Below are 25,472 nucleotides of genomic sequence, written 5' to 3' on the forward strand. Positions count from 1 at the left end.
ATTCAGCATTTAACGCGTTCGCTGCGAAAGCACCTGCTGCTTATCCAGCTTTTTCACCAACGGCTGCACCACTTTATCGCCATGCTGACCAAAATATTGATACAACGTATCGGACGCGCTTTTGGTGAGCACCATAATCTCAATGCGCCGATTGCCCGCGCTTTGTGGATTTTTGGCATCCAGCAGCATCTGGTCCGCCATTGCGCTCACCTGCATCACTTTATCTTCCGGCATCCCGGCATCTTCCAGCACCCGACGGGCCGAGAGCGCGCGGTCACCCGAAAGGTTCCAGTTGTTGTAGATATTGCTTTTATAGGCCATCGCATCAGTATGCCCGGTAATAATAATTTTGTTATCGAGCGAGTCGAACACTGGCGCGAGCTCCACCAGCAGCGTTTTAAAGAACGGCATAATCTTCGCGCTGCCGCGTTCAAACATATTGCGGTTCTGGTCATCTTTAATCAGCACGCGTAATCCCTGCGGGACAATCTCCATCTCCAGATTGGCTTCCATATGCGCATCGCGGGCGATGGTGTTGATACTGGTCGCCAGCTCGCCAAGCTCAGTGGCGGACTTCTTCTTCAGTAGCGCCGTTTTCTCGTTGACGTCACGCGCTTTTTTCTCCGTCTCTTCCGGCACCGCCACGGTGGCAGGTTTCAGCGGATGCGTCGGGCTGATTTTATTTAACGGCGACAGCCCACCACCGTTGAAAATCGACTGCCCGTGCAGCGCGGCGATAATGCTTTCACGCTCAGATTTACTAACACTGTTGACTATCCACAGCGTCATAAACAGTGCCATCATTGCCAAAGTAAAGTCGGCGAACGCCACCTTCCACGCCCCGCCGTGATGCCCGGCATGATTCTTTTTGATCTGCCGCCGGACGATGGTGGTTTTTGCCCCTCGCTCGCGGCGGTTGCCCGTCTTCCTCATGCTTATTCTTGCTCCAGCATCGCATTCACCCACGCGTCGAGGTTGGCGAAAGTCGGTTTTGACGCCAGATGCAGCAGCTTACGCCCGGCATCCACCGCCAGCAGCGTTGGTTTGCCGCCCGCCTGCGCCACCAGCACGGTACGCACGCACTCCAGCAGCGAATGTTCCGCCCGCGCCTGCTGTTCCATGGCGTTGGCGAGCGGGTCCATCAGGCAGTAGCAGATAAACACGCCTAAAAACGTTCCCACCAGCGCCGCTGCCACTTTCAGGCCAATCAGGGCGATAGAGCCGTCAATCGACTGCATGGTGATGATGATGCCGAGCACTGCCGCGCAAATGCCAAACCCCGGCATCGCTTCGGCGGTACGTTGCAATGAGCGCGACGGCGTGAGCAGCGACTCTTCGGCGGTGTCCAGCTCCTGATCGAGAATGCCTTCCAGTTCATGGGCGTCGATTTTGCCCATCGCCATCAGGCGAAAGTTATCGGCAATAAAAGTCACCAGCCGCTTCTGGGTTAATATCAGCGGGTATTTCTGGAAAATAGTGCTCTCTTCCGGCTGCTCGATATGCTGATCCAACATGCGCAGACCGCCGTTTTGCACCATTTCGAGCAACTCATACAGGCACATTAAAAGCTGACGCTGAAACTCCGGCCCGAGCTGTTTTTTACTGATTACGCCTTTAATTTGATGGGCAATCTCTTTCAGCACATGTTTCGGGTTACCAATAATCATCGCCCCGAAACCCGCGCCTAAAATAATGATCATTTCCGCCGGTTGCCAGATAGCCACTAATTGTCCACCGGCTTCAAAATATCCGCCAAATACGCAGCCGAGCACCACCAGTAAACCTAATATTTTTTGCATGATTTCTTCACTTTAATTCGGATAGACAAAATCACGAATTTTCTGCGCGATCTGTTTATTCAGTTGACAAATTCGGGCCTCGGTTAGCCCTAATACCAGCGCAATTTCTTTGAGATTCATCTCATGCTGGTAATACATGGAGAGGATCAGTTGCTCTTTTTCACTTAATTGTGAAAGCGCCTGTTGCAGCATTTGCTGAGTAATAAACTGCTCTTCCAGTTCCCTGCCAGCAAGCGGAATGCCAGGCCCTTCGCCGTTCAGCAGTTCGTCAAGGCTGGCGAGCGTTTCCGCTCCTTCCAGTTGCTGATATTCGAGATAATCTTCATGCGAGATCCCTTCCACAGCCAGTTCTGACCACTCCGGTTCGTGCCCCAGTTTCTTACGCGTTTCGCGTATCAGGTCCTTCATCTGATGATATTTCTGCCGCAGCTGGCGCGGTCGCCAGTCGAGAGCGCGCAGCTCATCCAGGATCGCACCGCGAATACGGTGCACGGCATAGCCCGCAAAACCTTCATCCGGCAGCCCGTAGCGGCGAATGGCGTTAAGCAGCCCCATTAACGCCGTTTGTTCCATATCCTGACGGTCAATAATGCAGTTACATTGCGGGGCAAGTTGCCGCACCACTTTACGCACCAACGGTAAATAGGCCTGCAAATAGTGGCTCTCCTGCTGCGGGGTTAATACCGGCGCGGCAGCAAATTCTTCTGACTCGAATACATCCTGTAGCATGTTTATATCCGCCTGGTGATTACTGGAAGACCACTTTTTTCACCAGTAAATCCTTATACGGTGCGCTCATTTTGCGACGCTGAAGATCTTGCTTTAACGCGTCAGAAATCAGTTTGCGGATGGCAGATATTTTCATGCCGCGCAAATCTTCAAATTTCATTTCCGTCAGGCATTCAACTGCAATACTTTGATACAGCGGCTCCTGATGTTTTATTTTTTCCGCTTCTTTATCACTGGCGACCACCATGACTAACTCCGCTGACAAATAATGATCCGCGCCATTTTTATCATGCAGCGTGACAATGGTTTCCGGTAAGGTCACAAATACGCTTTTGCTCTCATCCAGAGTTTCCACGGATTCCGTCTGCGCGGCGGCAGTCGGTTTTCCTTTTCCGGCATAGTGATGCCAGACTCCCCATCCTGCTCCGGCACCTACCACTAACGCCAGAACGGCGCTGACCACGCCCGCCACCACGATTTTCTTCATCTTGCCTTTACACTTTGATTAAAACGGATTCGTTCTGTGGAAATTGAGGCGCATCGTCAAGAAGTAAGGCGGCACTCACCTCTTCCTGCTGATGGCCCGACTGTTGTTGCTGTTGCTGCGACTGCCCTTCGGAGGAGACCTGTACGTTCACCTCCATAAAATTTTGCGCCGTCAGATGCTGGCGGAGATCGTCGCTAAACTGCTGTAACGCGCGACAAACCTCGCTTTGGTTCGCGCCGATGTGCACCGTTAGTTTGCCGTTGTCGAGTTGCACGGCGATCTCGAGCTTGCCAAGCGACGGCGGATCAAGACGTATCATGGAGATCTGCTGCTGTTTGTTGAGCTGAAAGTGGATCTGATCTTTCAGAAGCGTCGTCAGCTTTTCGCCCAGCTCGTCCATTGAGAGCGTGACGGGTTTAGTGGCAATCTCCTGATGATCGCTGACCAGCTCCGGCGTCTTAACCTGCAACACGGCCCTCGCAATAACCGGCTCGCTGTCTGCTACTTTTTCCGTTTTACGCTCGACCTGCGGGCGCGCGGTCACGCGGTTTGGCTCAGGTTTCGGACGAGCGGGCTGTGCCGATACGCGCGGCTGCGTCGGCGCAATGGCATGTAAATCTTCACTGGCGTAAGTCGCCAGTCTGGCCTGCTGCTCCGGTTTCACCTGCGGTAACTGGCTGACCAGCGCCTGCAACTGCGGCGGCAACGGCGTGGGCTCCTGCTGTTGCGTCGGGTATTGTGGCGCGTTTTGCGCCACCGCTTTCGTCAAGTGCTGGATAACCGGCGATGTTGCGACGTTTCGCGGCTGCGGCGTGTCCTGATGCGGCGCGGCAGGTTGCGGAAGTAACAGCGCCATTAGCGCCTGCATCGCCACCGGATCGTTCTCCTGGGGATGCGTCGCCTGTTGCTGGCTGGTTTTAGCGTTATGAACGCGCTCTGCCACCGCGGCCACCGCCATTTTCGGCAGGGTAAACGCGGGCGCGTTTTCACCGCTCACCGACGGTAAAATATCCGCTTTCAGCGACGCCGTTTCCGCAAGTGTTCCGAGCGTGGCAAGCAATGCCGGATTCATGACTTCTCCGAAAATAAATTAATAATTGAGTAGGCCAGCACGCCTTCCTGATGGCGCTGATGCTGTTCCATACGCGCCTTCAACACTTCTGCACGCTGCTCGCGCCGTTTAATCAGGGCATTAAACGCGCCGTACAATTGTGCTTTCACCGCACACAACTGCGCCGTATCGGTTTCCGCCGCCGCGTAATCGTGAAACTGGCGCATCAACTGCTGATGCAGTGCCGGAAGGCGTCGCCAGCGTTGTTTATCCAGTGCCTCATTCATCGCCTCAACCAGCGCGAAAAGTTGCCTGCATTGTTTTTCCATCGTCTTAACCCAGCTTGCCCGAAAGCCCTTCCCAGCCTTCGCGCAGATTGCTTAAGATCAGCATCACTTCATCGATTTTCTCTGCCGACAGTTCACCGCTGGCTTCATACAAGCGATACACACAGTGGTCATAGAGGCGTGAAAGGTTGACCACCAGCTCGCCGCCGGTTTCAAATTCCAGCGAACTGGTAAGCGCATTGAGAATGTCGATACATTTATTGATGCTCTGGGCTTTCTTCTCGAAACGCCGCCCTTCAATATGACTTTTGGCGCGTTCCAGCTCGTCCATCAGACCAGAAAACAGCACCAGCACCAGTTCCAGAGGCGATGCCGCCGCAGTACGCGCCGCGAGATCGATCTCTTTATATTGCGAATAGCCATCCTGTACTTGGTACATCTTTAGGGATATTCCTTCTGAGTTACGCGAATGCCGCCATGCTGGCTTTCATGGTGTACACCTCAACCAGCGTGTTGGTGTACTCCTCCAGATAACGGTCATAGTTGGCGTTATAGGTATCGGTAAGCTGATCGCCTTCGTCCTGAATTTTGCTCATCTGATCGTCAATGTTCTGCTGGCGCAGGGTGATGATGCCGTTGCTGGAGTCCGTGTAGGTGTTAATCAGATCGTCCATCTGTGCCACCATGCTGTTGTCGCCAACGAAAATAGAGGTCAGACCGTCAGGATTTTTCGCCATTTCGTCGTTGAACTGGTCGGAGTCAATCTGTAAGTGGCCGTGAGAATCAAGCGTGATGCCATAGTCAACAATCGACACCCCGTTGTAGCTGGCATGGGCGATATCATCGAGCTGGTTCGCCAGTGAGTTGAGCCCGGCGTCACCCGCAAATACCCCGGCGCTGGTACTGTCATCACCATGAGTAGTCAACGAATCAACCGTATCAATCAAGGTGTTATAGGCATCAACAAAGGTCTGTACTTTCTCCTGGCTGGCGCTGGAATCTTCGCTGATGTTAAAGGTAGTGAGATCGCTGTCAGAATCGCTGACTTCGGTGAAAGTCATGGTGACGCCGGGGATCACATCATCAAAGGTGTTGCTGCTGTTGGTGATCTCGGGCCCCGTGGCACTGCCGAGATGAATAATCGCGTCCTGAGCGGAGGAAACATCCGTGGCAACGGGCGCACTGGCGCTATCGTTGCTGGCATCATGCCCCGTTACGCTCACCGAAAATGCGCTCTGCGCCCCGGTGCTATCCGAGGTGAGCATAATGGTGGTGGTGCCGTCGGTTTTTACCAGCGCCGCTGAAACGCCGGGGTTATCGTCAGAGTCGTTAATCGCATTCACCAGCTCGCTGGCGTCGATAAAACCGTCGCCGTCACCGTTCTGATCCGCCGCCGACAAATCAATATCCATGGTGCTGTCGCCCATCGTCAGCTCGAAGGTGCCGGTAGCGGAAAAGGCGTCGTCGCCCATACTGAACGTGGTCTGCTGCCCCTGCGCCAGTTGCTCAACGAAAAACGAGTAGCTTCCCGCCTGTGCCTGCGAGTTAGCGGAAACGGTCGCTGAGTCATTATTGCTGGTGGCGGCAAACGTTACCGGGCCGTCGGTATCGCTGTTCAGCGCATCGACGGCACTTTGAAAGTCGCTCAACGCCGAGCTGAGCGTATCCAGGCCGCTGCTTTCGGCATCCAGCTCGGTCTGCTTTTCCTGCAAATTTGCCGCCTGGGTAGCGACATCCGCATAAGCGATTTCCTGGGCAATAGTTCTTGGGTTAATCATTGATGACTCCGGATAACGATGTCAGGTTATTGGCAAAAGGCGTGCCAATATTTTTTATGTGAATAATCAAAAGATTGAAAAATGGGCGGAAAGCGTGTTTCCGGTTCGGCGGAAAAGTGCCTGCCGCAAAAAGCACAACACCGCCCGCAGGCGGTATTGAGACTGATGACAAACGCAACACTGCCTGATGCGCTGCGCTTATCAGGCCTACAAGGTTTCTGCAATATATTGAATTTGCAAAATTTTGTAGGCCGGATAAGGCGTTCACGCCGCATCCGGCAATCCCGCACTACTGCAGCAGGCTGGAAACCATGCTGGACATGCTGTTGGATTGTTTCAGCATAGTGATACCGGTCTGCATCAGCACCTGCTGTTTGGTCATGTTGGACGCTTCCGTCGCGTAATCGGTATCCATGATGTTGCCGATAGCGACTTCGGTGTTGTCCTGCATACTGGTCAGGTTGTTTGCGGTGTCGTTCAGACGGTTGATAGACGCACCCAGCTTGGACTGGATCTGTGAAACATCATCCATCGCCGTAGAAATGCTGGTGATCATCTGGTTAGCTGAGCCAGACGCAGTCAGTTCAGTACCGCCAGACACGCCCGCAGTACCCGTGGTGTCAGCCTGATCCGCACTAAAGGAGTTGCTGATAGCAGAAAGATCCGTCACCAGCGTATTCAGTTGGCTTGAAATGTTCACGGTCATGGTGTCGGAAGATTCCGCGCCCACCTGGAAAGTCACCGCGCTCTGGAACAGACCGTCAGTACCGGTGTTGCTGGTACCGGAAACACCGAACAGGTTGGTGCCGCCATAAGTGGTGTTTTGCAGCATGTCAGACATCTGCTGACCCAGTTCGTCGTATTCGTCCTGCATCGCCTGCAGATCGTCGTCGCTGTAGGTGCCGTTCGCTGCCTGAGTTGACAGGTCTTTCATACGACCCAGCACATCAGACATTTCGTCGAACATGCTGTCAGCGGTTTGCAGCATCGCCGTTGCATCATTAATGTTGCTCAGTGCCACACCCATACCGCTGGACTGTGCAGTCAGACGGTTAGCAATCTGTTTGCCTGCGGCGTCATCGGCAGAAGAGTTAATCCGGTTACCTGTTGCCAGGCGTTCCATAGATGTAGACAAAGAAGAACTGCTTTTGCTGATTGCATTAACGGCGGCCATTGAGGCGTTATTGGTGTTAATAGATAACATGATACTGCTCCTTGGGATTAATCGTTTTCGTTTCGATACCCTGTAAAAACGACACCTCAGGCGCAAACTTAAAATCACTATGAAAAAAATTTCGCCACGTATTATCCGATGCCACTTTTAGCTAAAAAAAGTAGAGGTTAAATTCAGATAAAAAGATTATTAGCAATATCTGCCACATGGCCAGGTATCAAAATATGTCTTTATTAACCGCTTGATATAGTTAAGATTGTCATCAATTAATGCGCTTTGTTCTCAATGTACTGATGCCAAAATTTACATTGCGTTGCAAATAGTACACATTTGCCTATTGTACCTGTCCTGTCATTTCGTTACATTCCCACGCCATATAGTGATTAAGAATAATCCTATTACCATAAAATATTAATTATCACGCAGAAAAATCATCTTCTCAGGGACGTATAAGACTGTGCTTTATGTAAAGCACTATCAGGAACCATTTATCCCTTGCTAAGGTAAACTCAACTATGAGTATTATTATCAACAACTGGCGGATGGACCCGTCACTCAATGCCTTAATACATTGCGAAACGGGTGAAACACGTCGTCTCGGCGAATACCATTTTATTTTGCTGGAAACATTAGCAAAAAATGCCGATGTGGTTTTATCGCGATCTTATTTATGTGCCGAAGTATGGAAGAACCGCATTGTCGGCGGTAACAGCCTGCCGACGGCGATCCACGCTCTGCGCGTTGCCATTGATGATGACGGCAAGCAACAGAACATTATTAAAACTATCCCGAAAAAAGGGTACCTGTGCAATAAAGAGTATGTGTCTTTGCCGGAGTCATCGCCTGCAGAAGCGCTGATCATTACCGACCAGATACAGGATACAGCCCCAGAAGAGATATCTTCGACAACACCGCCTGTACCTGTTAGAAAAAAACATAAAGGACTGATGGGGTTAGCGTTGGCCGCAGCTGTTATATTAATTGGCTCGACCGTGGGGTATTCACACTTGAAAAGTACACCTGACGCCCCGCAACTGGTAAAAGAGTCAATTAACAGTCCAAGAATAAAAATATTTCATTTAACTTCTGCTGGAGAAAATAATTCCGTACCGTTACTATCACAAACCCTCGCACCAGGAAAAGACAAACTCGATAATTTATTGTCAGCGCATAATATGACAATGACAACCTATTATAAATATGTTCGTAACCGACTGGAGAGTGATATTGTTCTGCGCAACCAGTGCAATGGTAGCTGGCAATTAACCTTTAATGTGGAAGGCTGGCAGAACAGTGATATTAATAGCACGATGTATCAGAATTTAGAGAAGTTGTTAAATACTGTGCAGAAGTGCTGATGAATGCTAATAAATGCCGGATGCGACGCTAAACGCGTCTTATCCGGCATACCCATAATTACCCCAATAAATTCCTCACCGTCTGGCTGGAAATTCGCGCCTGACCGTTCACCGCCTGCAATAAAACCTGATAGTTATGATTGGCGCTGTCGAGCACACCGCCGAGATTTTCCGACGCCTGTACCGCGCTTTCTGTCTGCGGAAAGCGGGACATGCCGTCGATCAACTGGCGGACCTTTTGCTGCTGCACAGCCATCTTCGCGCGCTGCTGATTAATGTTTTCTAACGTCTGAGAAATCCCCGCCCCGCCCTGTTGCAGGCTTTGCGCTAACCGCTCGGCTTCAGAGGGTTCGGAAAAGGTTTTTAGCGGCATAAACGCCGACTTATCGCCATCGCTGCGCACGCTTAAGGTGCGCTCGATATGGGGCCACTGTTTTTCAGTGGTGGAGAAACTGATGCCATCCGCTTGCTGATGCAGCTGCACGCCTACGCGGCGCAGGGCGTTGGTCAGCCGTGTCTGGTACTGCCCGGCGTTATCATCCTCAGACAGCATCACCGCCGAAAGCTGGGTCTGCCGCCCGTCAGAAACGCTGAACATCCGCGTTCCCGGTGTAGGGTTGTTGACGAGATTCGCCAGATCCGGCGAGTGAAAGGTCACCCGCGCTTCGCCCTGTAACACCGGCTGCAACTGGCGGTCCACCGCGCCGCCGGAAAGTGCGGTGCGTTTGTCCAGCATCTGCGTGAGCGCCGTACCCTGCGCCTGCCCGCTCTTACGCTGGCTATGACGATAATCGAGCAATTGCTGCTCCAGTTGCCCGAGATAGTGATCCGCCTGCTGCAACGTGGTGAGCTGATCGTTAAGCTGCACGCTGTAACGCTGCGGGCGAGTGGTAATCAGCGGCGAGGCCGGATATTCACTCGCCGTCGCCGGGAGCTTTTGCCGCACCGCCTGAGTGGGCGCAACGGTTGACGACGATACCGCAGCGCTATGCGCGCCGCCGGTGGCGAGTGATGAAGATGTAAGTCCGACCTGCATACTGTTCCTGAAAGAGTTAGAGAACGCTGAACAAATTCAACTCACTCACCTTCGAGTAAGTCTTGAGGGTAGCTTCCATTGCCACTTCCAGTCCGGTAAAGGTGATCGACGCCGGGCCGTAATCGAGATCCTGCAATGAACCAATCAACTCATCATTAGAGGTAGAGATATCGGTCTGCGCATCGCTCAGCATCGACATGGTGTTTTGTGTCTCGCCGAGCGACGCAATCGAGGCGTTGAGGTCGTCCGAGGCGGTGTCCACCACATTAACGGCGTTTTGAATATCGCTTTGTACCTGCGGATCTGCCGGGTCAACGTTAGGGTTTTGCAACTCCTGCGACAGGGCATTGAGCGTGTTGAGCACATCTAAATTGCTGCCAAAGAAATCGCTCGCCGCCACGTTGGTGTCTACTTCGACGCCGTTCGACACCGTAGTCTGGCGATGGTCGCTGTTACCCTGATAGCTGTAGCGATCGGTCACGCCATCACCGTCATCGTCCACCGCCACAATCGGCGGTTGATCGTTGATAGTGCCGCCAAAGACGTAATGCCCGTCTTCATCCTGATAGTTGAGCGCCGCCACCATCGATTCGGTTAGCGACTCAATATCCTGACCGAGGCTTGCCAGCGAATCGGCGGTATTGGTGCCGTTCGCTGCTTCCAGCAGGTCGTCGCGCACCGCCAGCAGGCTGTTGTTGACGCCATCAAGAATGGATTCCTGCTGGCTTAAGCCCGCCGACGCGGAGTCGATATTGCTCTGATACTGCTCAATCGCCGACTGCTGGCGGTTCAACTGGGTGATACGTGTGGCGGCGATAGGATCATCCGATGGCTGCAAAATTTCCTTGCCGGTTGCCATCTGCTCGACCACGTGCGCCAGTTCGCCAGAAAGATTATTAAAACTTTGCGTCATCGAGACGTAGGTTTGTTGGGTGGTTACTCGCATTTTCGCGCTCCCGCTTAGCTGCACATTTCCAGCACCGAATCAAAAATCTCGGCCCCGGCGGAAATGACTTTCAGATTGGCTTCATAAATTTGTTGATAGGTGATCAGGTTCACCGCCTCTTCGTCCATGCTGACGCCGCTGACGCTGCTCTGCTGGTTTTGCGCCTCAGAATAGACATTGGACGCAGCGGTCACTTCGGTCTGGTTTTGCTGAGTGTAAATGCCAATATTGCTGATGATCGACGAGCACGCTTGCCCGACCGTCACGCTGCCGAGGTTGGCTATCTCCAGCGGCTCAGTGGAGATGTTGATCAGCGCCTGCAGGTTGTCGCTGTTGCCGCTTTCGTCCGGCGAACTGGAGAACGCCAGTTCATCGGCGGTGATATCCGGGTTAACGGTCAGCGGGCCATCGGCATTACTGGCATCGTAAATAAACAGCGGCTCGCCGGGGTTACCGTTGAGATCATAGCCCTGCGCCAGCTGATTGTTGACCGCATCGGCGAACTGCGACGCCATGCTGTTGATGGTGTCGGTCAGCGGCGTCAGCACGTCGTTTTGATAATCAAAAAGTGCGCCTAATGAACCGCCGGTATCGGTGGTCATGGTCGAGGTCGTTCCGGCAAAGGTCAGTGTCATCGTTGGCGTGCCATCGGCGTTGGTTTCCAGCGCGATGGTCGAACTTTGCTGCCCGCTCACCAGCGGCTGACCGTTTTGCAGGGTGACGTTGTAGTTGCCCTGGTCGTCGATATTGACCTGCACATCCATCATTCCGCTGAGTTCTTCCACCATCTGATCACGAGCGTCATACAGCGCGGAGGCGTTATCACCGTTGGCTTCGGCCTGGGCGATTTGCTGGTTATAGCTGGCGATGCCGCTGGTGAGCGTATTGATTTGCGACACCATCGCCTGCTGCTGGCTGATGATTTCTGTGCTTTGCGAGTCGATGTAATCGAGCGTGTTATCGATACGCAACGACAGCGCCCCGGCTTCGCTGATCACCTGCTCGCGCAGGGCAGAATCATCGGGGCTGGTGGTCGCTTCGTTGAGGGCCGCGAAAAAGTTATCGAACCCGCCGCTCAGGCTACTGTTATCGTCGCTCAATACCGCTTCCAGTTGCGTGAGATACCCTTGCTGGGTGTTGTAATAGCCGTAATCGCTGGCGGCATACCACACCTGATTCACCTGATACTGGTTGGAGACGCGACGAATGCTGTCCACCTGTACACCGTTTCCGGCGCTGTTCGGCGAACCGCCGCTGGCACCGATGGTGCTGATCTCCGCCACCTGGCGGGTGTAGCCCGTGGTCATGGCGTTAGCGGTGTTTTGCGCCGTGACGTTCAGCTCCACCTGCGCCGTTGATGCGCCGCTGTAGCCGATGTTAATCATGTCCATGTTGGATCCTTACCGGTAAATCGTGCCGGATAAAAGCGGCGTGAAGTTGGGGATTCTTAAGTTCCGTAAACCGGGCGCCACACGCCGGATGCAGCCTGCATACGGGCACAAACATAAAAATATGTGCGAACTCGTAGGCCTGATAAGACGCGTCAGCGTCGCATCAGGCGTTGTGCACCGATAGCCGGATGCGGCGTAAACGCCTTATCCGGCCTACAAACGGGCACACCCATAAAAACAGGCGCGGACCCGTAGGCCTGATAAGACGCGTCAGCGTCGCATCAGGCACCGTGCACCGATCGCCGGATGCGGTGTGAACGCCTTATCCGGCCTACATACAGGCGCAAACATAAAAATATGTGCGGACTCGTAGGCCTGATAAGACGAGACAGCGTCGCATCAGGCACCGAACGTCGGAGCCTCATTTATGCTTCGGCGACAACTGCTTCACAATCATCGCCGCGATCCCTATCCCGTGCTGCTGCGCCAGGGTGTTACACAACTCATCGTCATAAAACCCCTGCATCATGCGCACCGAATCGCTGTTAAATGGGTTATCTTTCGAATCAAACAACTCGTTGGTTTTACGCATCTCTTTCAGCATGTTGCGTAAAAAAATCGCCTCAAACTGTTCGGCGGCCTGCTTAATATCATTGGCCTGAACCTTCGGCCCCATTAACGCATCGCTGCCGTCAATCCCGCCGCTGGCGTTGACTTTCATCAGATCACCTCCAGGTCGGCATCCAGCGCGCCCGCTTCATGCAGCGCCTGCAAAATCGACATAATGTCGTCCGGCGTTGCGCCTAAACTGTTCAGCGCATTGACCAGCGTTTTCAGGCTGCTCGACTCCGGCAAACTCACCACGCCCGGACGGGCATGATTCACCGCGATATTGCTCTGCGGCGTTACCGCCGTACGCCCGCCCGCAAAGGCATTCGGCTGGCTGACGTTGCTGGTTTCGTTAATTGAGACGGTCAGGCTGCCGTGCGACACCGCCGCCGCGTGCAGCGCGATGCCATCGCCCATCACCACCGTACCGGTACGCGAGTTAAACACCACGCGGGCGCGGATTTTCTCCGCCTGCACCTGCACATCATCCAGTTGCGACATAAACGCCACCCGCGCGCCGGGGCTGGTGGGCGCACGCACGGTGACGTTGGTGGAACTCTGCGCCGTGGCAATGCCGCCAAACGAAGCGTTGATCGCCGCCGCAATGTTGTTGGCGTCTTTAAACGACGGGCGTTTCAGGTTAAGCGTGATGGTGTCGCCCATCTGAAAATCGCTGGGGATTTCGCGCTCCACCGTCGCGCCATTGGGGATTAACCCGGCGGTCGGCGTATTAACCGTTACGCTCGAGCCGCTGGCCCCGGTGGCATTCATCCCGCCCACCACCACACTTCCCTGCGCCAGGGCATACACTTCGCCATCTGCGCCGTGCAACTGGGTCAGCAGCAAGGTGCCGCCGCGAATACTTTTGGCATCGCCAATCGACGAGACGGTGACATCAATAGTCTGCCCACGCGAGTACATCGGCGGCAACGTGGCGCTCACCGCCACCGCGGCGACGTTTTTCACCTTCGGGTCGATTTTATTTGGCAACTGCACGCCAAACTGGCGCAGCATATTGGTGATGGTCTGGTTGGTGAATTTGACCTAGTTTTTATCGCCCGTACCGTCGAGGCCGACCACCAGGCTGTAGCCGACCAGTTGGTTTTCACGCACGCCCTGTACGTTGACCAGCGACTCCAGCGATTGCGCCAGCGCCACGCCAGGTAGCGCCAGGCTTACGGCTACCATCACCGTTTTTATCCAGTTTTGCATTGCACTCTCCGGCATTAAATCGGGAACAGAGGATGGTTAAACAGCCGGGTCAGCCAGCCTGCGGCGTTGGCGTCGCTTAACGCGCCACGTCCGGCATAGGAGATACGGGCGTCGGCGATCCGCTGGGAAGAAACCGAGTTGTCATTCTGGATATCGTCGGCGCGCACCAGGCCGCTTAAGCGGATGTACTCATCGCCCTGATTGAGGGTGAGCCATTTCTCGCCGCGAATTTCCAGGATGCCGTTGGGCTGCACCGCATGGACGGAAACAGTGATCTCCCCGCGCAGACTGTTCTGCTGCTGGGACGTGGCGCTGCCGTCAAAGTCGCGGTTGGCGTCGATGGAGCCGGAGAGGTTATTTTTGGTGTGACCAAATACCGTTGGCGCGGTGATATCGACGCTGTTGCTTTTGCCGAAATTGGTTTTCGCCTGTTTGCTCGACTGGGTCGATTCTTCGAGGATCACCGTCAGGATATCGCCCACGCGATAAGCCCGCCGATCGGCGGTTAGCGACCAGTTGTAGCCCGTTTCAAACACGCCCCCGGCACGCCCGTCTGCCGGAGGCGGCGCTTCGGTTTTCGGTGGCGCAAAGTATGCGTCGTCTTTTTTGACCAGAATGGCCTGCGATTCACACCCGCTAAGCAGGGGAAGCAGCGCCACCAGCCAGAGATAATTTTTCACGTTCTGCCTGTTTAGTGTTGCAGGCCACGGGGTGGCCGGTTGTTTGGTGGGTTGGAGCGGGTTTGTTCCCCCTCACCCTAACCCTCTCCCCAAAGGGGCGAGGGGACCGATCGAGCGCGTTTTTACATCGTGCTCCACTTTTCTCCCTCTCCCTGTGGGAGAGGGCCGGGGTGAGGGCATCAGGCCGCACCGCCCTTAACGCCTTACAGCGTCTGACTGATGTACTGCAACATATCGTCCGCCGCCGACACCATTTTGGCGTTCATCTCGTAGGCACGTTGCACCGTAATCATCGCCACCATTTCGTTGACGATATCCACGTTCGAGCCTTCGAGCGCATTGTCCTGCAAGGTGCCAAGCCCATCTTCGCCCGGTACGCCTTCGGTCGGCTGACCGCTGGCGGCGGTTTCCAGATAGAGGTTGTCACCCTCGGCAGAAAGCCCCGCCGGGTTGGCGAAGTTGACCAGCGTCAGTTGCCCTAACTCGGTCACGTCGCTGTCGCCAGGTAAGATAGCCGTCACCGTGCCGTCCTCACCAAACGCAACATTCGTCGCCCCCGCCGGAACGTCGATTTCCGGCTGTAACGGCAAGCCCTGCGAGTTGGTCAGCACGCCGTCGGCGTTCACCTGCAAGTTGCCGTCGCGGGTATAGGCGATATCGCCGTTGGCCTTTTGCACCTGCAAAAACCCCTGCCCCATAATGGCGACATTCATCGCGTTGTCGGTGGTTTCGACGTTGCCTTCGGTAAAGGTTTTCTGAGTGCCGACAATGCGCACGCCGCTACCGAATTGCAGCCCGGTCGGCATGATGTTGTTCTGGTCGAGCATCGCGCCCGGCGCTTCCTGGGTCTGGTAGAACAGATCCTGAAACATCACCCGGTCGCGCTTGAAGCCGGTGGTGTTAACGTTGGCGATGTTGTTGGCAATCGCGCTCATTTCAGCATCCTGCGCCGAGAGGCCGGTTTTGCTGATCCATAATGCTGCGTTCATGGTGGTAAATTCCGTGTTATTTTGGGGCCGCGGTTGCCGGATGCGGCGTAAACGCCTTATCCGGCCTACGATTTGGGCACAAACTTGTAGGCCTGATAAGACGCAAAGCGTCGCATCAGGCACCGCCGCATAGTTGCCGGATGCGGCGTGAACGCCTTATCCGGCCTACGATGAGCGGTTACGAGCCGCGCAATAAGCGGTTGCCCGCGTCGCTGATATCTTCGGCGGTTTTCATCATTTTGATCTGCGCTTCAAACTGGCGGTTCATGGCGATGGACGACATCATTTCGCTCACCGCCGAGACGTTGCTGCCCTCGAGAAAACCGCCGCTGACTTTGATGTTTTCATCACGCTGGGCCGGAACGCCGTCGCTAGTCACCAGCATCCCTTCAGGATTTTTCGCCAGGTTAGCAACCGGGATATCCACCAGCTTCAGGCGGTCGATATCCATCGTGGCGGTCACGTCACCGTCATCGGGCGTCACCGACAGCGTGCCGTCGCTGCCAAACGAGGCAATGGCGTTCGGCGGCAGAATGATCGGGCCGTTATCCCCCAGTACCAGATTGCCGTCGATGGTCAGTTGCCCCTGATCGTCCTGCTGAATGTTGCCGTTGCGGGTATAAACTTCGTTGCCGTTTTTATCCTGCACCGCAATGTAACCCGCCCCCTGAATCGCCACGTCCAGCGGGCGTTCGGTTTTCTCCGCCACACCCGTGCTGTCGTTCACGCCGCTGGCCCCTTCCTGCGCCATATAGCGCGTGTCGAAGCCGCCGCCTTTCACCTTGTCGTTGGTCGCCATCGCCATATCGGCGCGAAAACCGTTGGTGTTGACGTTCGCCAGGTTGTTGGCGCTAATTTGCTGCTCGTACAACGTCTGAGAAGCCCCGCTCAGGGCGGTATAAATCAAGCGATCCATTACATTGCCTGGAACAGCGCGTCATCGAGCTGTGTGCTGGTGGCGATAACTTTGGTGTTGGCCTGATAGTTACGCTGGGCGGTCATCAGGTTAACCAGTTCGCTGGTGATATCGACGTTAGAGCTTTCGAGCACACCGGACGACAGCGTGCCGCAGGTGCCGGAGCCGGGAACGCCAATCAGTGGCGTGCCGGATTCCCCGGTTTGTACCCATGCGGTGCCGCTCACTGCCTCCAGGCCGTTTTCATTCGGGAAAGTCGCCAGCACCACTTGGCCCTGCAACATGCGCTCGCCGTTGCTGTAGGTGGCGTAAACTTTGCCATCGTCATCAACCTGCACACCGTTTTGCGTGGCGGAAGCGTAACCGTTGGCGGAGTTGGTGGTGACAGAAAATTCAGAACCGTATTGCGTACAGGTGGAGTAATCGACGGTCAAATCGATGGGCGCGGCGGCGTCGGTCTGAAACTCAATGGTCTGCGGCGTAGTTGGCGAGGTCAGTTTTCCGGTATTCGGGTCGAAGGTTAAGGTCGTCGCCGGAACACCAGTCTGCTGCTGACCGTCGAAGGTGTACTGCACTTCCCAGGTGTTATCGCTGGTTTTGGTGAAGTACTGGCATACCGAGTGTTCGTTACCTAATGAGTCATACACCGTGGTGGTGTAGCTGTCGGTGTACGAACTGCTGTTGGTCGGATCGAACGGCACGGTAGTGCGGTCGATAGCGTCGTCACTGGCATCGAAGTTGGCGGTAAAGGTCAGGCTGCTGCTGGCCTGCGCCGGGATATTGCCGGTTTTGATCTGGATATCCGTCACCGTACCGGTTTGCAAAGTGCCGCTGTCATCGACCGGATAGCCCTGCAAATAAGCGCCCGAGGCGTTAACGATATAGCCGTCTTTGTCCGTTTCAAACGATCCGGCGCGGGTATAAGAGATGTTGCCTGCGCTGTCGCACATCACAAAAAAGCCGTCGTCGTTAATCGCCAGATCCAGCGCATTACCGGTGGAGACCAGCGAACCGCCGCGCGAAATACTTTGCGCGGTGCCCGCCACGCTGACGCCCATTGCCTGGCTTCCGGCATACATGGCTGAAAACTGGGTAGTCATCGACTTATACCCCACCGTTCCGGCGTTAGCGATGTTGTTACTGATCCCGTCCAGCTGTTCGTTAACGGCATTCAGCCCCGTTGCGGCAATTTCATAACTCATTGTTTCTTCCTGTTAATTGATTCTTACGCCACATCACTGTCGGCATCGGGTACGCCAAACTGGCTAATCATGGTGAACGGCACTTCGCCCACACCTGCAACGTTGAGCACCGGAGAGCTGCCGTCGAGCGGGATACGTACATCCTCCACTTCGCCGGAGACTTCAATCGGTACCTCTTCTTCCCCGGTGTTGGTCACCACCGAAACGTCGTAATCACCCGGCGGGATGCCGTAATCCGCCGGATTAATCGAGAAATCAACCTGGCCTGGTCCAACCGACGAACTCCCTTCCGGGATCAGCGAGACGGTGTAGTCATCGCCCGCGGCATCGGTAAAGTGGAGTTCGGCGGTGGTACAGGCGTCGTCCAGTGTGGCGCGACCGTTAATGGTCTGGTCACTCACCTGCAAGGCGGTGGTCTGCACCATAATGTCGTCGCCCACCAGGTTGCCGAGCGCCATCACCTGAATGTTGCTCATCAGCACCGCGTTGGTATTGGCCTGCACGCTCATCTCTTCCATCATCGCCACCTGCGCCATCGACGAAAGCTGGTCGATATATTCGGTGGCATCGGTCGGGTCGGTCGGGTCCTGGTTTTGGATCTCGGCGACAAACAGCGTCAGGAAAGTATCGACGGGCGAGCTATCGCTGCTGCTTGTCGTGTCGCTGGCCGCCACGTTGTTGCTTTCCGCCGTGGCGGTCGGCTGCGGCGATTGCGCATTCAGCGCCAGGGTATTCATCAGGCTTCTCCCAGTTTCAGCAGGCTTTGCTGCATACTTTTCACGTTGTTGAGCACATCGACATTGGTTTCAAAATCGCGCGAAGCCGACATCATGTCCGCCATCTGTTCCACCACGTTGACGTCGGGATACCAGACATCGCCGTTGGCATCCGCCAGCGGCGAATGCGGTTCATAGCGTTTCAGCGCCCCGCCGGTTTGCAGCACGTCCTGCACCTGCACGCTGGCGCCGTCAATGGCATGACGATGCGTTCCCGCCAGCAAACTGTGGTGATACACCGCGGCAAACACCGGGCTGCGTGCTTTATACGCCTGCGCCTCGCTGCTGGCGGGCGCATTGGCATTCGCCAGGTTACTGGCGACGGTATTCAGACGCAGCGTTTGCGCCGTCATCGCCGAGCCGGAAATCTGATAGATATCAGTAAATGACATGCTTATTTCCCTTCAATGGCCTCTCTGATACCGCTGATTTGCAGATTCAGAAAGGTCAGACTGCTTTGATAATCCATACTATTTTGTGAAAACCGCGCCTGTTCGCTGTTCAGTTCCACGGTGTTACCATCTTCCGACGGCTGCATCGGCACGCGGTACTGCACATCCACCGCCGCGTTATTTGCCCGTTGCATCTCCCTGGCAAAATCAATATCTTTAGCCTTGAAATTTGGCGTATCGACATTCGCCAGATTCGCAGTCAGTAGCTCGGTCCTCTCAAGACGTAACTTCACTGCCTGCGGATGTACTCCCAATGCTTGCTGAAAACTGATCCCCATTTCTTGCGTCACTCCCGCTTCAATCCGCATACGCTAAGCAATCGCTGTGCCAATTTTTAAGTGACTGATGAGAAAGGGTTTATGAGTTTTCAATTTTGCAGGCGGAAGTTGTATTTCCTCCTGGCGCTGGCCTTACCGGGCTACGCCGCCGTCCATCCCGTGCAACATAGCGCGCGGGAACAAGTCAACGCCCAGGTGCTGAATGCCGCGAGCCAGCAGATTGAATCGCTGGCGCAACAGCGGCAGTGGCATGACTATCGCTACACCTTTAAGGTCTACATTCCCTCGCAGATTGCGACCGCCGCGCCCTGCGCTACGGCCCCCGGCGTCACGCTGACTTCGCCTGCGGAAATCGCTCTCAACCGGATGAACTTCACCGTCAGTTGCCCGCAAAGCTGGCAGATGAACGTTGCGGTGCGCCCGGATGTTCTGGTGCCGGTGGTGATGGCGAAGTCACTGGTTGCCCGCGATACGCCGCTCACGGCAAATGATGTGGAGCTGAAGCCCTACAACGTCAGCGCCCAGCGGCGGGATGTGCTGATGGATCTCAATGAAGCGATTGGTTTAAGCAGCAAACATGCCCTGCAACCAGGCAGGCCGCTTACCAAAGAAGAACTGGTTTCGCCAGTGCTGATCGAGCGCGATCAGCCGGTGATGATTGTTTACCAGAGCGCGGGGATCACCGCCTCGATGCCCGGCGTGGCGCTGAAAAATGGTCGCAAAGGGGAAATGGTGAAAGTACGTAACGCCAGCAGTCAGCGGGTCATTAGCGCAATAGTGGCGGAAAGCGGCGTGGTGACAACGGTAAGCGCGGAGTAATTTACGCAGGCGATTAAAGTTTTGCCGCCTGTTAACCGCTTTACCGGAGTAACACACCTTCAAACAGAGACGAGGTTGCGATGAAAATCACCCCGACTATGCCAGGCAATCGCCCGACAGCCACAACGGCAGGCTCCAGCCAGCCGCGCAAAACTACGGCGACCACCACGACGCTCAGCGCCGACGACATTACCCAGGCGGGATTGCAGTCTGCCCAGCAAACGCTGAACGACCAGCAAGAGAGCGATATCGACAGCGATAAAGTGGCGCAAATGCAGGCGATGCTGGCGTCCGGCAGCCTGCAAGTGGACACCGAACAGTTAGCCAGCGACATGCTGAGTTTTTTCCAGAACTAAGAGGCCGATGAAGTGAGTATCCGGTTACAACAGGTGAAGGCGTTGTTGCAGGGAATTCGTGACGACGACGCACTGTACGATTCCCTGCGCGAACTTCTCCAGCGTCAGCGGATCTGCATGATTCGCCGCGCCAGTGAAGAGTTGATGGCGGTAAACGACGAGATAACGCAGCACTATGAGCAGTTGCATGGGCATAGCCATCAGCGGCACAGCCTGCTGCAACTGCTGGGTGTCAGCGTAAATCGTGACGGTCTGGCGCAGGTGTTTGCCTGGCTTCCGGCGGTACAAAAAGCGGCAGCACAACAGTTGTGGCAACGCCTGGAGCAAAAAACGGAACGCTGCAAAGCCTATAACGATAAAAACGGCGAGCTGTTGATTCGTCAGTATGAATTTATTCAGTCTTTTTTAGGCAGCGAAGCGGATTTTCTGTATCAGGAATAACGCGAATACCTTCCCCATAGCGGAAACGGATTTTCCGCCTGATTTCCAATCCTTTGTTTTTGATGAAAAAAAATCCCGGCACGCTTATTGCACATCCTGCACAGCATTAAAGACTGGAAGCCACCTATGAGTTTTATTGAATGTTACGAACCGGAATATGTGCGCAATTTTATGGCGCAATATCCCGATTCGCCTTTATACGTCCGCAAGGTGTGGAAGAATGAGATTCGCCAGAGCCTGGCATTGACCGATATTGCCAGTTGCAAAGCAGTGCTCAACGATGCCAGGGCCTTTGAATTACAGCTTACCTATCGCCCTGTGGAAGAAAATGCCGCAGCACTCTCCGCGCGCGATGCGATAGTAAACCAGATAATTTTGAGCACCCTCACGCTCCCGGATTTAACCCCAGAGCTTTCACTGTATGCCGTCGGTATCCTGCTCTCCCGCGCCAATAAAATGCCGGGCAGAGACGGCGACACTCTTGCCCGGCTGACAACGCTGCCGCAGGCGCTGGCCGATCACGCACAAAAAGGCACGCTACAGGCACAGTTCGCCCAGCTACCGCCCGTGCCACAGCTGGCGCGCCAACTGGTGACACTGCTCGGCAGTTGTGCGTTTGACTGGTCGATTCTGCCAGAAAGCCCGCGCAAAGCCTCGCTACCGTTGCAGGTGACTTTGCTGACGCTGCACGACGCCAACAGCGAAGCCCTGTTACAGCATCAGCTTCAGACGCAGTGGCAAACCACCTGGCAACAGCATTTTGCCACCGCGCCGTGGATGATGCGTAACTGGCTGATTTACCGCGTTTACCACGATGTGATTGGGCAGACTGACGGGGCGGATTATTGCCCGCTGGTGTGCGATTTTTACCTCATCCGCACGTTAATCAGTTTATGGACGCTGGATGATTCACCGCTGCGGCAGGAGGATATTTTCGCCCTCTTCGCGGTGTTTGAACGCTGGCGAGTGAGTGAAAATGCGCTGTTAGTTCGCCAGCAAATTCAGTCGTTATGTGCCGCCGAGCCGCTGCTTTCAGCGTTTTCGCTGCTTACATGAATCGCTCTGTGCGCGCTGATGCCCCTCACCCCGGCCCTCTCCCACAGGGAGAGGGAGAAAACCTGCGCCCAATTCAGCACCACGCTCGATCGGTCCCCTCGCCCCTTCGGGGAGAGGGTTAGGGTGAGGGGCAAAGCGCGCATAGCGCCTCCTAACCCATCACATTCACCCACTAACTCACCCAAACACCATGCCAACACCAAGCATCATCAAAACACTCGCCACCCACCGCGAAAAACCGTTCGTCAGCGTCGTCACGCCAACCTGGAACCGCGGCGCATTCCTCCCGTACCTGCTCTATATGTACCGCTATCAGAACTACCCGGCAGACCGCCGCGAACTGATCATCCTCGACGACTCACCGCAAAGCCATCAACACATCATCGACCGCCTGACCAATGGCACACCGGAAGCCTTTAACATCCGCTACATCCATCACCCGGAAAAACTGCCGCTGGGCAAAAAACGCAATATGCTCAACGAACTGGCGAGCGGCGAATATATCCTCTGCATGGATGACGACGACTACTACCCGGCAGATAAAATCTCCTGGACCATCGCCATGATGCAAAAACACCGGGCGCTGATCTCTGGTTCCGACCAGATCCCCATCTGGTACAGCCATATCAACCGCATCTTTCAAAGCCGCAGCTTTGGCCCGCATAACATCCTCAACGGCACCTTTTGTTATCACCGTAACTACCTGAAAAAGCACCGTTACGATGACGATTGCAATTTAGGCGAAGAGAAAAGTTTCACCGACAATTTCAGCGTTAACCCGCTACAACTGCCCAGCGAACGCACCATTTTGTGTATCTCGCATAGCCACAACACCTTTGATAAAGATTTTATTCTTGGGGCCAGCACGCCTGTAAATGCCGAACTGAGCGATATCGTCAGCGATCCGCTGCTACGCAATGCTTATCTGAGTCTGCATAACGCCACGCATCACCAGGGGATCAACCATCAGGCGATCGATCAGATAGTTGTTGTGAATCTGGATAAACGCCCGGATCGTTTACGGCAGATCCGTGAAGAGCTGGCATTGCTGCATATTCCGCCTGAAAAAATTACCCGCCTTGCCGCCTGTGAAGATGAAAACGGTCAACGGGGCCGCCGCCTGTCGCACTTGCAGGCGCTACGCCTGGCGCAACAGCACAGCTGGCAAAATTACCTGCTGCTGGAAGATGACGCGGTTATTCTCAAGCAGGAGAAACATATTCAGGTACTGAACACGCTGCTGGCGAGCCTGGCGAAAATCCCCTGGCAGGTGATGATCCTTGGTGGCGAAATTTCGCAAGGAACAATGCTAAAAAGCCTGCCGGGGCTGGTGCACGCGCGGGACTGCCGCAAAGTGTGCGCTTATCTGGTGAACAGTCGTTACTACCCACAACTGGCGCAGCAGATGGGCAACGATGAGCACTCGCTGGAAGACGGCTGGCAGCCACTGCTACGCGCCGACAAATGGCTGGCCTGTTACCCGAGTATTTGTTACCAGCGACCGGGCTTTAGCGATATCGAGAAAAAAGCGACCGATAACATCATTCACTATTTCAATAAGTTACCCATAGCCACAAAGCCATCCGCATTACCCATCGCCGACACCATCGGCTTTTTAATGGAAACCTCATTCCACTACGCGCTCTATCGCCCAATCATCACCGCCCTACAGGCGCAGGGGCAAAGTTGCACACTGGTAATCAACGATCGCGTGTTTAAACCGTTTCTGGATGAAATGCTGGCGACGCTAAAAAGCATCGACGATCCGCAGCTTAAAGGTATGCGCTTGTCTGAAATGCAGGCACACGGTCAGCGGGTGAAATGCCTGGTCAGCCCCTACCACACACCCGCGCTCAATGGCCTTTCACCCGTGAACATCCGCGCCATGTACGGCTTAGCCAAAGAAACGTGGAACCACGCCGACTGGAACCGTTTTTATCAACGCATTTTGTGTTACAGCCACTACAGCCAGCAGGCGCTGGCGCACCTCAGCAGCGCGAAAGTGGTCGGCAACCCACGCTTCGACGCCTGGCATAACGGCACGTTTGACCGCGCCCTGCCGGAAAATATCCAACCCGATTCCCGTAAACCTACGGTGCTCTACGCCCCCACGTTTGGCGCATTAAGCTCCCTGCCCCACTGGGCAGAAAAATTGGGGCGCTTGAGCGGTGATGTGAACCTGATTTGCAAACTGCACCACGGTACCTGCTCGCGCCCGGAAGAAGCCGCATCGCTAACCCAGGCACGCAGGCATTTAAAACAGTGCACCAACTCAGCCCAGCACACACTGGCGCAGCTGGCAAAGGCCGATTACGTGCTCACCGATAACAGCGGCTTTATTTTCGATGCTATCCACGTTGATAAGCGAGTGATCCTGCTCGACTTTCCGGGTATGACGGAACTGCTCGACGGTGAGAAAAGTTACTCCACGGCGGAGAGCGCTGACCAGCGGATTCGCGAAATATTGCCGGTGGCTCATGATATGGCTGAGCTGCGTTACTTATTGTCAGAGGCGTTTGACTGGGGGGCGGTACAGGCGCGGCTTACGGAGATTCGCCATCACTATTGTGACGCGTTTATGGATGGCAAGGCGGGAGAACGGGCGGCGATGGTGGTTGTGGAGGCGCTGGCGGGCAAGGAACCGTCAGGAATATGTCGATAAAATTCGATTTTTTAAACATGTCGTTGGAATACGTTTATGCCATCGACATGTTTTGGCGATATGTCGAAAAAACGCGATTTTTTAAACATATTTAACATAGCCAAACGGCAGACGGCATCATCTTCTCTCACTGCGGGAATCAAATCAGTAGGTGGCTGATTTACTCCGAATCACCTCAATTATCCCCGTCGTCGACACCGACGGCGTGCGCGGGAAATAGACCACCTCACAAATATACGCAAAGCTATCAAACTTCCCTGCCCAGTCATCGCCCATCACCAAAGCATCCGCACTGTACCCCCGCAGATATTCCGCTTTCTGCGCCAGCGACTCCTCCAGAAATACGCCATCCACGCACGCCAGCCCGGCGATAATCGCCATGCGGTCATCCTGAGGGTAAACCGGTGCCCTGCCCTTTTTGGCGATATTTAAAGCATCAGAGGATACGCCGACCAGCAGCCGTTCGCCCAGCGTGCGGGCGCGTTGTAAAAGGCGCAGATGACCGACATGAAACACATCGAAGGTGCCGAAGGTGATGACCGTTTTCATGGCTACTCCGCTAATTTTTGCCGCAGCCAGCACTGAACGGCGATGTCATCCACCGCTTTTTGCGCTTTCGCCGTGGCACTTTCTTGCTGCTCGCGGCGTTTGTCATCCAGCGTCAGGGTCACCACTTTTTCTTCGCATGCCGCCGCCGTCAGGTTTTTCTGCATTCGCGTAGCCTTGATGTTTGCCAGCGTTTTTTCCTGCTCCTGCCAGGCGATCACTTTGCGCAAGGTGCCTTTGTAGCCGCTGACGTTTTTCAGCGATTCCACCGACGCCGCCGCGCCCGCAGATGTTTTCTCCACCAGGTAGCCTAACGCTTTGATATTGTTGTCATAGCCCGCGCAAATCTGTTTTTGCTTTGCCAGCTCGACGGTTTTGTCTTTGACCGATTTATCCCGCAGGCGCTGCAATTGCGCGAGGGTGTCGATGATTTGTCGCATAG

General features: G+C 54.7%; 29 protein-coding genes and 1 pseudogene. 6 read left to right on the plus strand and 24 right to left on the minus strand.

Annotation, left to right across the window (positions count from 1 at the left end):
• Positions 1–9: 9 nt before the first annotated feature.
• Genes lafU through lafA form a run of 10 tightly spaced genes read right to left on the minus strand, consistent with a single transcriptional unit; the run spans position 10 to position 7,335 of the window.
• A complete protein-coding gene (lafU, locus tag BEB42_RS20595; RefSeq protein ID WP_001232567.1) occupies positions 10–933 on the minus strand; it encodes a putative lateral flagellar export/assembly protein LafU in 924 nt (307 codons plus the stop codon).
• 2 nt (positions 934–935) lie between these two features.
• Complete coding sequence (motA, locus tag BEB42_RS20600; RefSeq protein WP_001169517.1) at positions 936–1,799, minus strand: flagellar motor stator protein MotA; 864 nt, start codon at positions 1,797–1,799, stop codon at positions 936–938.
• Positions 1,800–1,811: 12 nt separating this feature from the next.
• Complete coding sequence (locus tag BEB42_RS20605) at positions 1,812–2,528, minus strand: FliA/WhiG family RNA polymerase sigma factor (RefSeq protein WP_000938728.1); 717 nt, start codon at positions 2,526–2,528, stop codon at positions 1,812–1,814.
• A 19-nt stretch (positions 2,529–2,547) separates the two neighbouring features.
• Entirely contained in the window at positions 2,548–3,015 is a 468-nt protein-coding gene (locus BEB42_RS20610) for a flagellar basal body-associated FliL family protein (RefSeq protein WP_000725254.1), read from the minus strand.
• Between the two features lie 7 nt (positions 3,016–3,022).
• Complete coding sequence (locus BEB42_RS20615) at positions 3,023–4,087, minus strand: flagellar hook-length control protein FliK (protein ID WP_001067487.1); 1,065 nt, start codon at positions 4,085–4,087, stop codon at positions 3,023–3,025.
• Positions 4,084–4,395, minus strand: coding sequence for a hypothetical protein (locus tag BEB42_RS20620; RefSeq protein ID WP_000414762.1), 312 nt, complete (start codon positions 4,393–4,395; stop codon positions 4,084–4,086). Before BEB42_RS20620 ends, BEB42_RS20615 begins: the two co-directional genes overlap by 4 nt.
• Before the next feature lie 4 nt (positions 4,396–4,399).
• Positions 4,400–4,792, minus strand: coding sequence for a flagellar export chaperone FliS (gene fliS, locus BEB42_RS20625; RefSeq protein WP_000285319.1), 393 nt, complete (start codon positions 4,790–4,792; stop codon positions 4,400–4,402).
• A gap of 22 nt (positions 4,793–4,814) precedes the next feature.
• Complete coding sequence (fliD, locus tag BEB42_RS20630; RefSeq protein ID WP_000609688.1) at positions 4,815–6,131, minus strand: flagellar filament capping protein FliD; 1,317 nt, start codon at positions 6,129–6,131, stop codon at positions 4,815–4,817.
• Positions 6,124–6,399: a hypothetical protein gene (locus BEB42_RS20635; protein WP_227456939.1), complete on the minus strand. Its 276-nt coding sequence runs from the start codon at positions 6,397–6,399 to the stop codon at positions 6,124–6,126. The genes fliD and BEB42_RS20635 overlap by 8 nt, the downstream gene beginning before the upstream one ends.
• 21 nt (positions 6,400–6,420) lie before the next feature.
• Positions 6,421–7,335 carry a lateral flagellin LafA gene (gene lafA / locus BEB42_RS20640; protein ID WP_000949083.1) on the minus strand — a complete coding sequence of 305 codons (915 nt, stop codon included), beginning with the start codon at positions 7,333–7,335 and terminating at the stop codon, positions 6,421–6,423.
• 485 nt (positions 7,336–7,820) lie between these two features.
• Here lafA and BEB42_RS20645 point away from each other — a divergent pair, with 485 nt between their 5' ends.
• A complete protein-coding gene (locus tag BEB42_RS20645) occupies positions 7,821–8,663 on the plus strand; it encodes a winged helix-turn-helix domain-containing protein (RefSeq protein ID WP_000022363.1) in 843 nt (280 codons plus the stop codon).
• A 58-nt stretch (positions 8,664–8,721) separates the two neighbouring features.
• On the opposite strand, the gene BEB42_RS20650 is transcribed toward BEB42_RS20645, so the two are convergent.
• From BEB42_RS20650 to BEB42_RS20705, 12 genes and pseudogenes are all read right to left on the minus strand, one after another.
• A complete protein-coding gene (locus BEB42_RS20650) occupies positions 8,722–9,699 on the minus strand; it encodes a flagellar hook-associated protein (RefSeq protein ID WP_105267523.1) in 978 nt (325 codons plus the stop codon).
• Between the two features lie 16 nt (positions 9,700–9,715).
• The gene (gene flgL, locus BEB42_RS20655) at positions 9,716–10,645 is read right to left on the minus strand and encodes a flagellar hook-associated protein FlgL (RefSeq protein ID WP_001266813.1); all 930 of its coding nucleotides are present in this window, start codon (positions 10,643–10,645) and stop codon (positions 9,716–9,718) included.
• Positions 10,646–10,659: 14 nt separating this feature from the next.
• Complete coding sequence (gene flgK / locus BEB42_RS20660; RefSeq protein ID WP_000367220.1) at positions 10,660–12,036, minus strand: flagellar hook-associated protein FlgK; 1,377 nt, start codon at positions 12,034–12,036, stop codon at positions 10,660–10,662.
• Between the two features lie 421 nt (positions 12,037–12,457).
• Complete coding sequence (locus BEB42_RS20665; RefSeq protein WP_000867179.1) at positions 12,458–12,757, minus strand: rod-binding protein; 300 nt, start codon at positions 12,755–12,757, stop codon at positions 12,458–12,460.
• Positions 12,757–13,857 (minus strand): annotated as a pseudogene (locus BEB42_RS20670) (flagellar basal body P-ring protein FlgI). The gene BEB42_RS20665 and the pseudogene BEB42_RS20670 overlap by 1 nt, the downstream one beginning before the upstream one ends.
• A gap of 14 nt (positions 13,858–13,871) precedes the next feature.
• Positions 13,872–14,537, minus strand: a complete 666-nt coding sequence (flgH, locus tag BEB42_RS20675; RefSeq protein ID WP_000800865.1) for a flagellar basal body L-ring protein FlgH — start codon at positions 14,535–14,537, stop codon at positions 13,872–13,874.
• A gap of 203 nt (positions 14,538–14,740) precedes the next feature.
• The gene (gene flgG, locus BEB42_RS20680) at positions 14,741–15,526 is read right to left on the minus strand and encodes a flagellar basal-body rod protein FlgG (RefSeq protein ID WP_000990540.1); all 786 of its coding nucleotides are present in this window, start codon (positions 15,524–15,526) and stop codon (positions 14,741–14,743) included.
• 178 nt (positions 15,527–15,704) lie between these two features.
• A complete protein-coding gene (locus tag BEB42_RS20685; RefSeq protein WP_000375454.1) occupies positions 15,705–16,442 on the minus strand; it encodes a flagellar basal body rod protein FlgF in 738 nt (245 codons plus the stop codon).
• Entirely contained in the window at positions 16,442–17,644 is a 1,203-nt protein-coding gene (gene flgE / locus BEB42_RS20690; protein ID WP_000119516.1) for a flagellar hook protein FlgE, read from the minus strand. The genes BEB42_RS20685 and flgE overlap by 1 nt, the downstream gene beginning before the upstream one ends.
• A 23-nt stretch (positions 17,645–17,667) precedes the next feature.
• Positions 17,668–18,381: a flagellar hook capping FlgD N-terminal domain-containing protein gene (locus BEB42_RS20695; protein ID WP_001093683.1), complete on the minus strand. Its 714-nt coding sequence runs from the start codon at positions 18,379–18,381 to the stop codon at positions 17,668–17,670.
• On the minus strand, positions 18,381–18,812 hold the full coding sequence (flgC, locus tag BEB42_RS20700) for a flagellar basal body rod protein FlgC (protein ID WP_000010947.1): 432 nt from the start codon (positions 18,810–18,812) through the stop codon (positions 18,381–18,383). The genes BEB42_RS20695 and flgC overlap by 1 nt, the downstream gene beginning before the upstream one ends.
• Before the next feature lie 2 nt (positions 18,813–18,814).
• Positions 18,815–19,150, minus strand: coding sequence for a flagellar basal body protein (locus BEB42_RS20705; protein ID WP_000512950.1), 336 nt, complete (start codon positions 19,148–19,150; stop codon positions 18,815–18,817).
• Between the two features lie 81 nt (positions 19,151–19,231).
• Here BEB42_RS20705 and flgA point away from each other — a divergent pair, with 81 nt between their 5' ends.
• The 5 genes from flgA (at position 19,232) to BEB42_RS20730 (ending at position 24,484) form a co-directional block, all read left to right on the plus strand.
• The gene (flgA, locus tag BEB42_RS20710; RefSeq protein ID WP_024218668.1) at positions 19,232–19,969 is read left to right on the plus strand and encodes a flagellar basal body P-ring formation chaperone FlgA; all 738 of its coding nucleotides are present in this window, start codon (positions 19,232–19,234) and stop codon (positions 19,967–19,969) included.
• An 80-nt stretch (positions 19,970–20,049) separates the two neighbouring features.
• Complete coding sequence (gene flgM / locus BEB42_RS20715; protein WP_000705399.1) at positions 20,050–20,325, plus strand: flagellar biosynthesis anti-sigma factor FlgM; 276 nt, start codon at positions 20,050–20,052, stop codon at positions 20,323–20,325.
• Between the two features lie 12 nt (positions 20,326–20,337).
• Complete coding sequence (flgN, locus tag BEB42_RS20720) at positions 20,338–20,766, plus strand: flagellar protein FlgN (RefSeq protein ID WP_001353436.1); 429 nt, start codon at positions 20,338–20,340, stop codon at positions 20,764–20,766.
• Positions 20,767–20,892: 126 nt separating this feature from the next.
• Entirely contained in the window at positions 20,893–21,822 is a 930-nt protein-coding gene (locus BEB42_RS20725; protein WP_000008073.1) for a hypothetical protein, read from the plus strand.
• 190 nt (positions 21,823–22,012) lie between these two features.
• Positions 22,013–24,484, plus strand: a complete 2,472-nt coding sequence (locus BEB42_RS20730; protein WP_001353437.1) for a glycosyltransferase — start codon at positions 22,013–22,015, stop codon at positions 24,482–24,484.
• A gap of 144 nt (positions 24,485–24,628) precedes the next feature.
• Here the strand turns inward: BEB42_RS20730 and BEB42_RS20735 are convergent, their stop codons facing one another.
• Together BEB42_RS20735 and fliJ are read right to left on the minus strand one after the other, a co-directional pair.
• A complete protein-coding gene (locus tag BEB42_RS20735; protein ID WP_000859536.1) occupies positions 24,629–25,033 on the minus strand; it encodes an adenylyltransferase/cytidyltransferase family protein in 405 nt (134 codons plus the stop codon).
• Positions 25,034–25,035: 2 nt separating this feature from the next.
• Positions 25,036–25,470 (minus strand): flagellar export protein FliJ, encoded by a 435-nt coding sequence (fliJ, locus tag BEB42_RS20740; protein WP_001248922.1) that lies wholly within the window; start codon positions 25,468–25,470, stop codon positions 25,036–25,038.
• Positions 25,471–25,472 lie beyond the last annotated feature (2 nt).

The organism is Escherichia sp. MOD1-EC5990 (assembly GCF_002965285.1).
GTDB lineage: Bacteria > Pseudomonadota > Gammaproteobacteria > Enterobacterales > Enterobacteriaceae > Escherichia > Escherichia coli_F.

Bases quoted from the DNA above. Each gene is read 5' to 3' on its own strand.
- lafU (WP_001232567.1), bottom strand. From the start codon at position 933: ATGAGGAAGACGGGCAACCGCCGCGAGCGAGGGGCAAAAACCACCATC.
- motA (WP_001169517.1), bottom strand. From the start codon at position 1,799: ATGCAAAAAATATTAGGTTTACTGGTGGTGCTCGGCTGCGTATTTGGC.
- BEB42_RS20605 (WP_000938728.1), bottom strand. From the start codon at position 2,528: ATGCTACAGGATGTATTCGAGTCAGAAGAATTTGCTGCCGCGCCGGTA.
- BEB42_RS20610 (WP_000725254.1), bottom strand. From the start codon at position 3,015: ATGAAGAAAATCGTGGTGGCGGGCGTGGTCAGCGCCGTTCTGGCGTTA.
- BEB42_RS20615 (WP_001067487.1), bottom strand. From the start codon at position 4,087: ATGAATCCGGCATTGCTTGCCACGCTCGGAACACTTGCGGAAACGGCG.
- BEB42_RS20620 (WP_000414762.1), bottom strand. From the start codon at position 4,395: ATGGAAAAACAATGCAGGCAACTTTTCGCGCTGGTTGAGGCGATGAAT.
- fliS (WP_000285319.1), bottom strand. From the start codon at position 4,792: ATGTACCAAGTACAGGATGGCTATTCGCAATATAAAGAGATCGATCTC.
- fliD (WP_000609688.1), bottom strand. From the start codon at position 6,131: ATGATTAACCCAAGAACTATTGCCCAGGAAATCGCTTATGCGGATGTC.
- lafA (WP_000949083.1), bottom strand. From the start codon at position 7,335: ATGTTATCTATTAACACCAATAACGCCTCAATGGCCGCCGTTAATGCA.
- BEB42_RS20645 (WP_000022363.1), top strand. From the start codon at position 7,821: ATGAGTATTATTATCAACAACTGGCGGATGGACCCGTCACTCAATGCC.
- BEB42_RS20650 (WP_105267523.1), bottom strand. From the start codon at position 9,699: ATGCAGGTCGGACTTACATCTTCATCACTCGCCACCGGCGGCGCGCAT.
- flgL (WP_001266813.1), bottom strand. From the start codon at position 10,645: ATGCGAGTAACCACCCAACAAACCTACGTCTCGATGACGCAAAGTTTT.
- flgK (WP_000367220.1), bottom strand. From the start codon at position 12,036: ATGGACATGATTAACATCGGCTACAGCGGCGCATCAACGGCGCAGGTG.
- BEB42_RS20665 (WP_000867179.1), bottom strand. From the start codon at position 12,757: ATGAAAGTCAACGCCAGCGGCGGGATTGACGGCAGCGATGCGTTAATG.
- flgG (WP_000990540.1), bottom strand. From the start codon at position 15,526: ATGAACGCAGCATTATGGATCAGCAAAACCGGCCTCTCGGCGCAGGAT.
- BEB42_RS20685 (WP_000375454.1), bottom strand. From the start codon at position 16,442: ATGGATCGCTTGATTTATACCGCCCTGAGCGGGGCTTCTCAGACGTTG.
- flgE (WP_000119516.1), bottom strand. From the start codon at position 17,644: ATGAGTTATGAAATTGCCGCAACGGGGCTGAATGCCGTTAACGAACAG.
- BEB42_RS20695 (WP_001093683.1), bottom strand. From the start codon at position 18,381: ATGAATACCCTGGCGCTGAATGCGCAATCGCCGCAGCCGACCGCCACG.
- flgC (WP_000010947.1), bottom strand. From the start codon at position 18,812: ATGTCATTTACTGATATCTATCAGATTTCCGGCTCGGCGATGACGGCG.
- BEB42_RS20705 (WP_000512950.1), bottom strand. From the start codon at position 19,150: ATGGGGATCAGTTTTCAGCAAGCATTGGGAGTACATCCGCAGGCAGTG.
- flgA (WP_024218668.1), top strand. From the start codon at position 19,232: ATGAGTTTTCAATTTTGCAGGCGGAAGTTGTATTTCCTCCTGGCGCTG.
- flgM (WP_000705399.1), top strand. From the start codon at position 20,050: ATGAAAATCACCCCGACTATGCCAGGCAATCGCCCGACAGCCACAACG.
- BEB42_RS20725 (WP_000008073.1), top strand. From the start codon at position 20,893: ATGAGTTTTATTGAATGTTACGAACCGGAATATGTGCGCAATTTTATG.
- BEB42_RS20730 (WP_001353437.1), top strand. From the start codon at position 22,013: ATGCCAACACCAAGCATCATCAAAACACTCGCCACCCACCGCGAAAAA.
- BEB42_RS20735 (WP_000859536.1), bottom strand. From the start codon at position 25,033: ATGAAAACGGTCATCACCTTCGGCACCTTCGATGTGTTTCATGTCGGT.
- fliJ (WP_001248922.1), bottom strand. From the start codon at position 25,470: ATGCGACAAATCATCGACACCCTCGCGCAATTGCAGCGCCTGCGGGAT.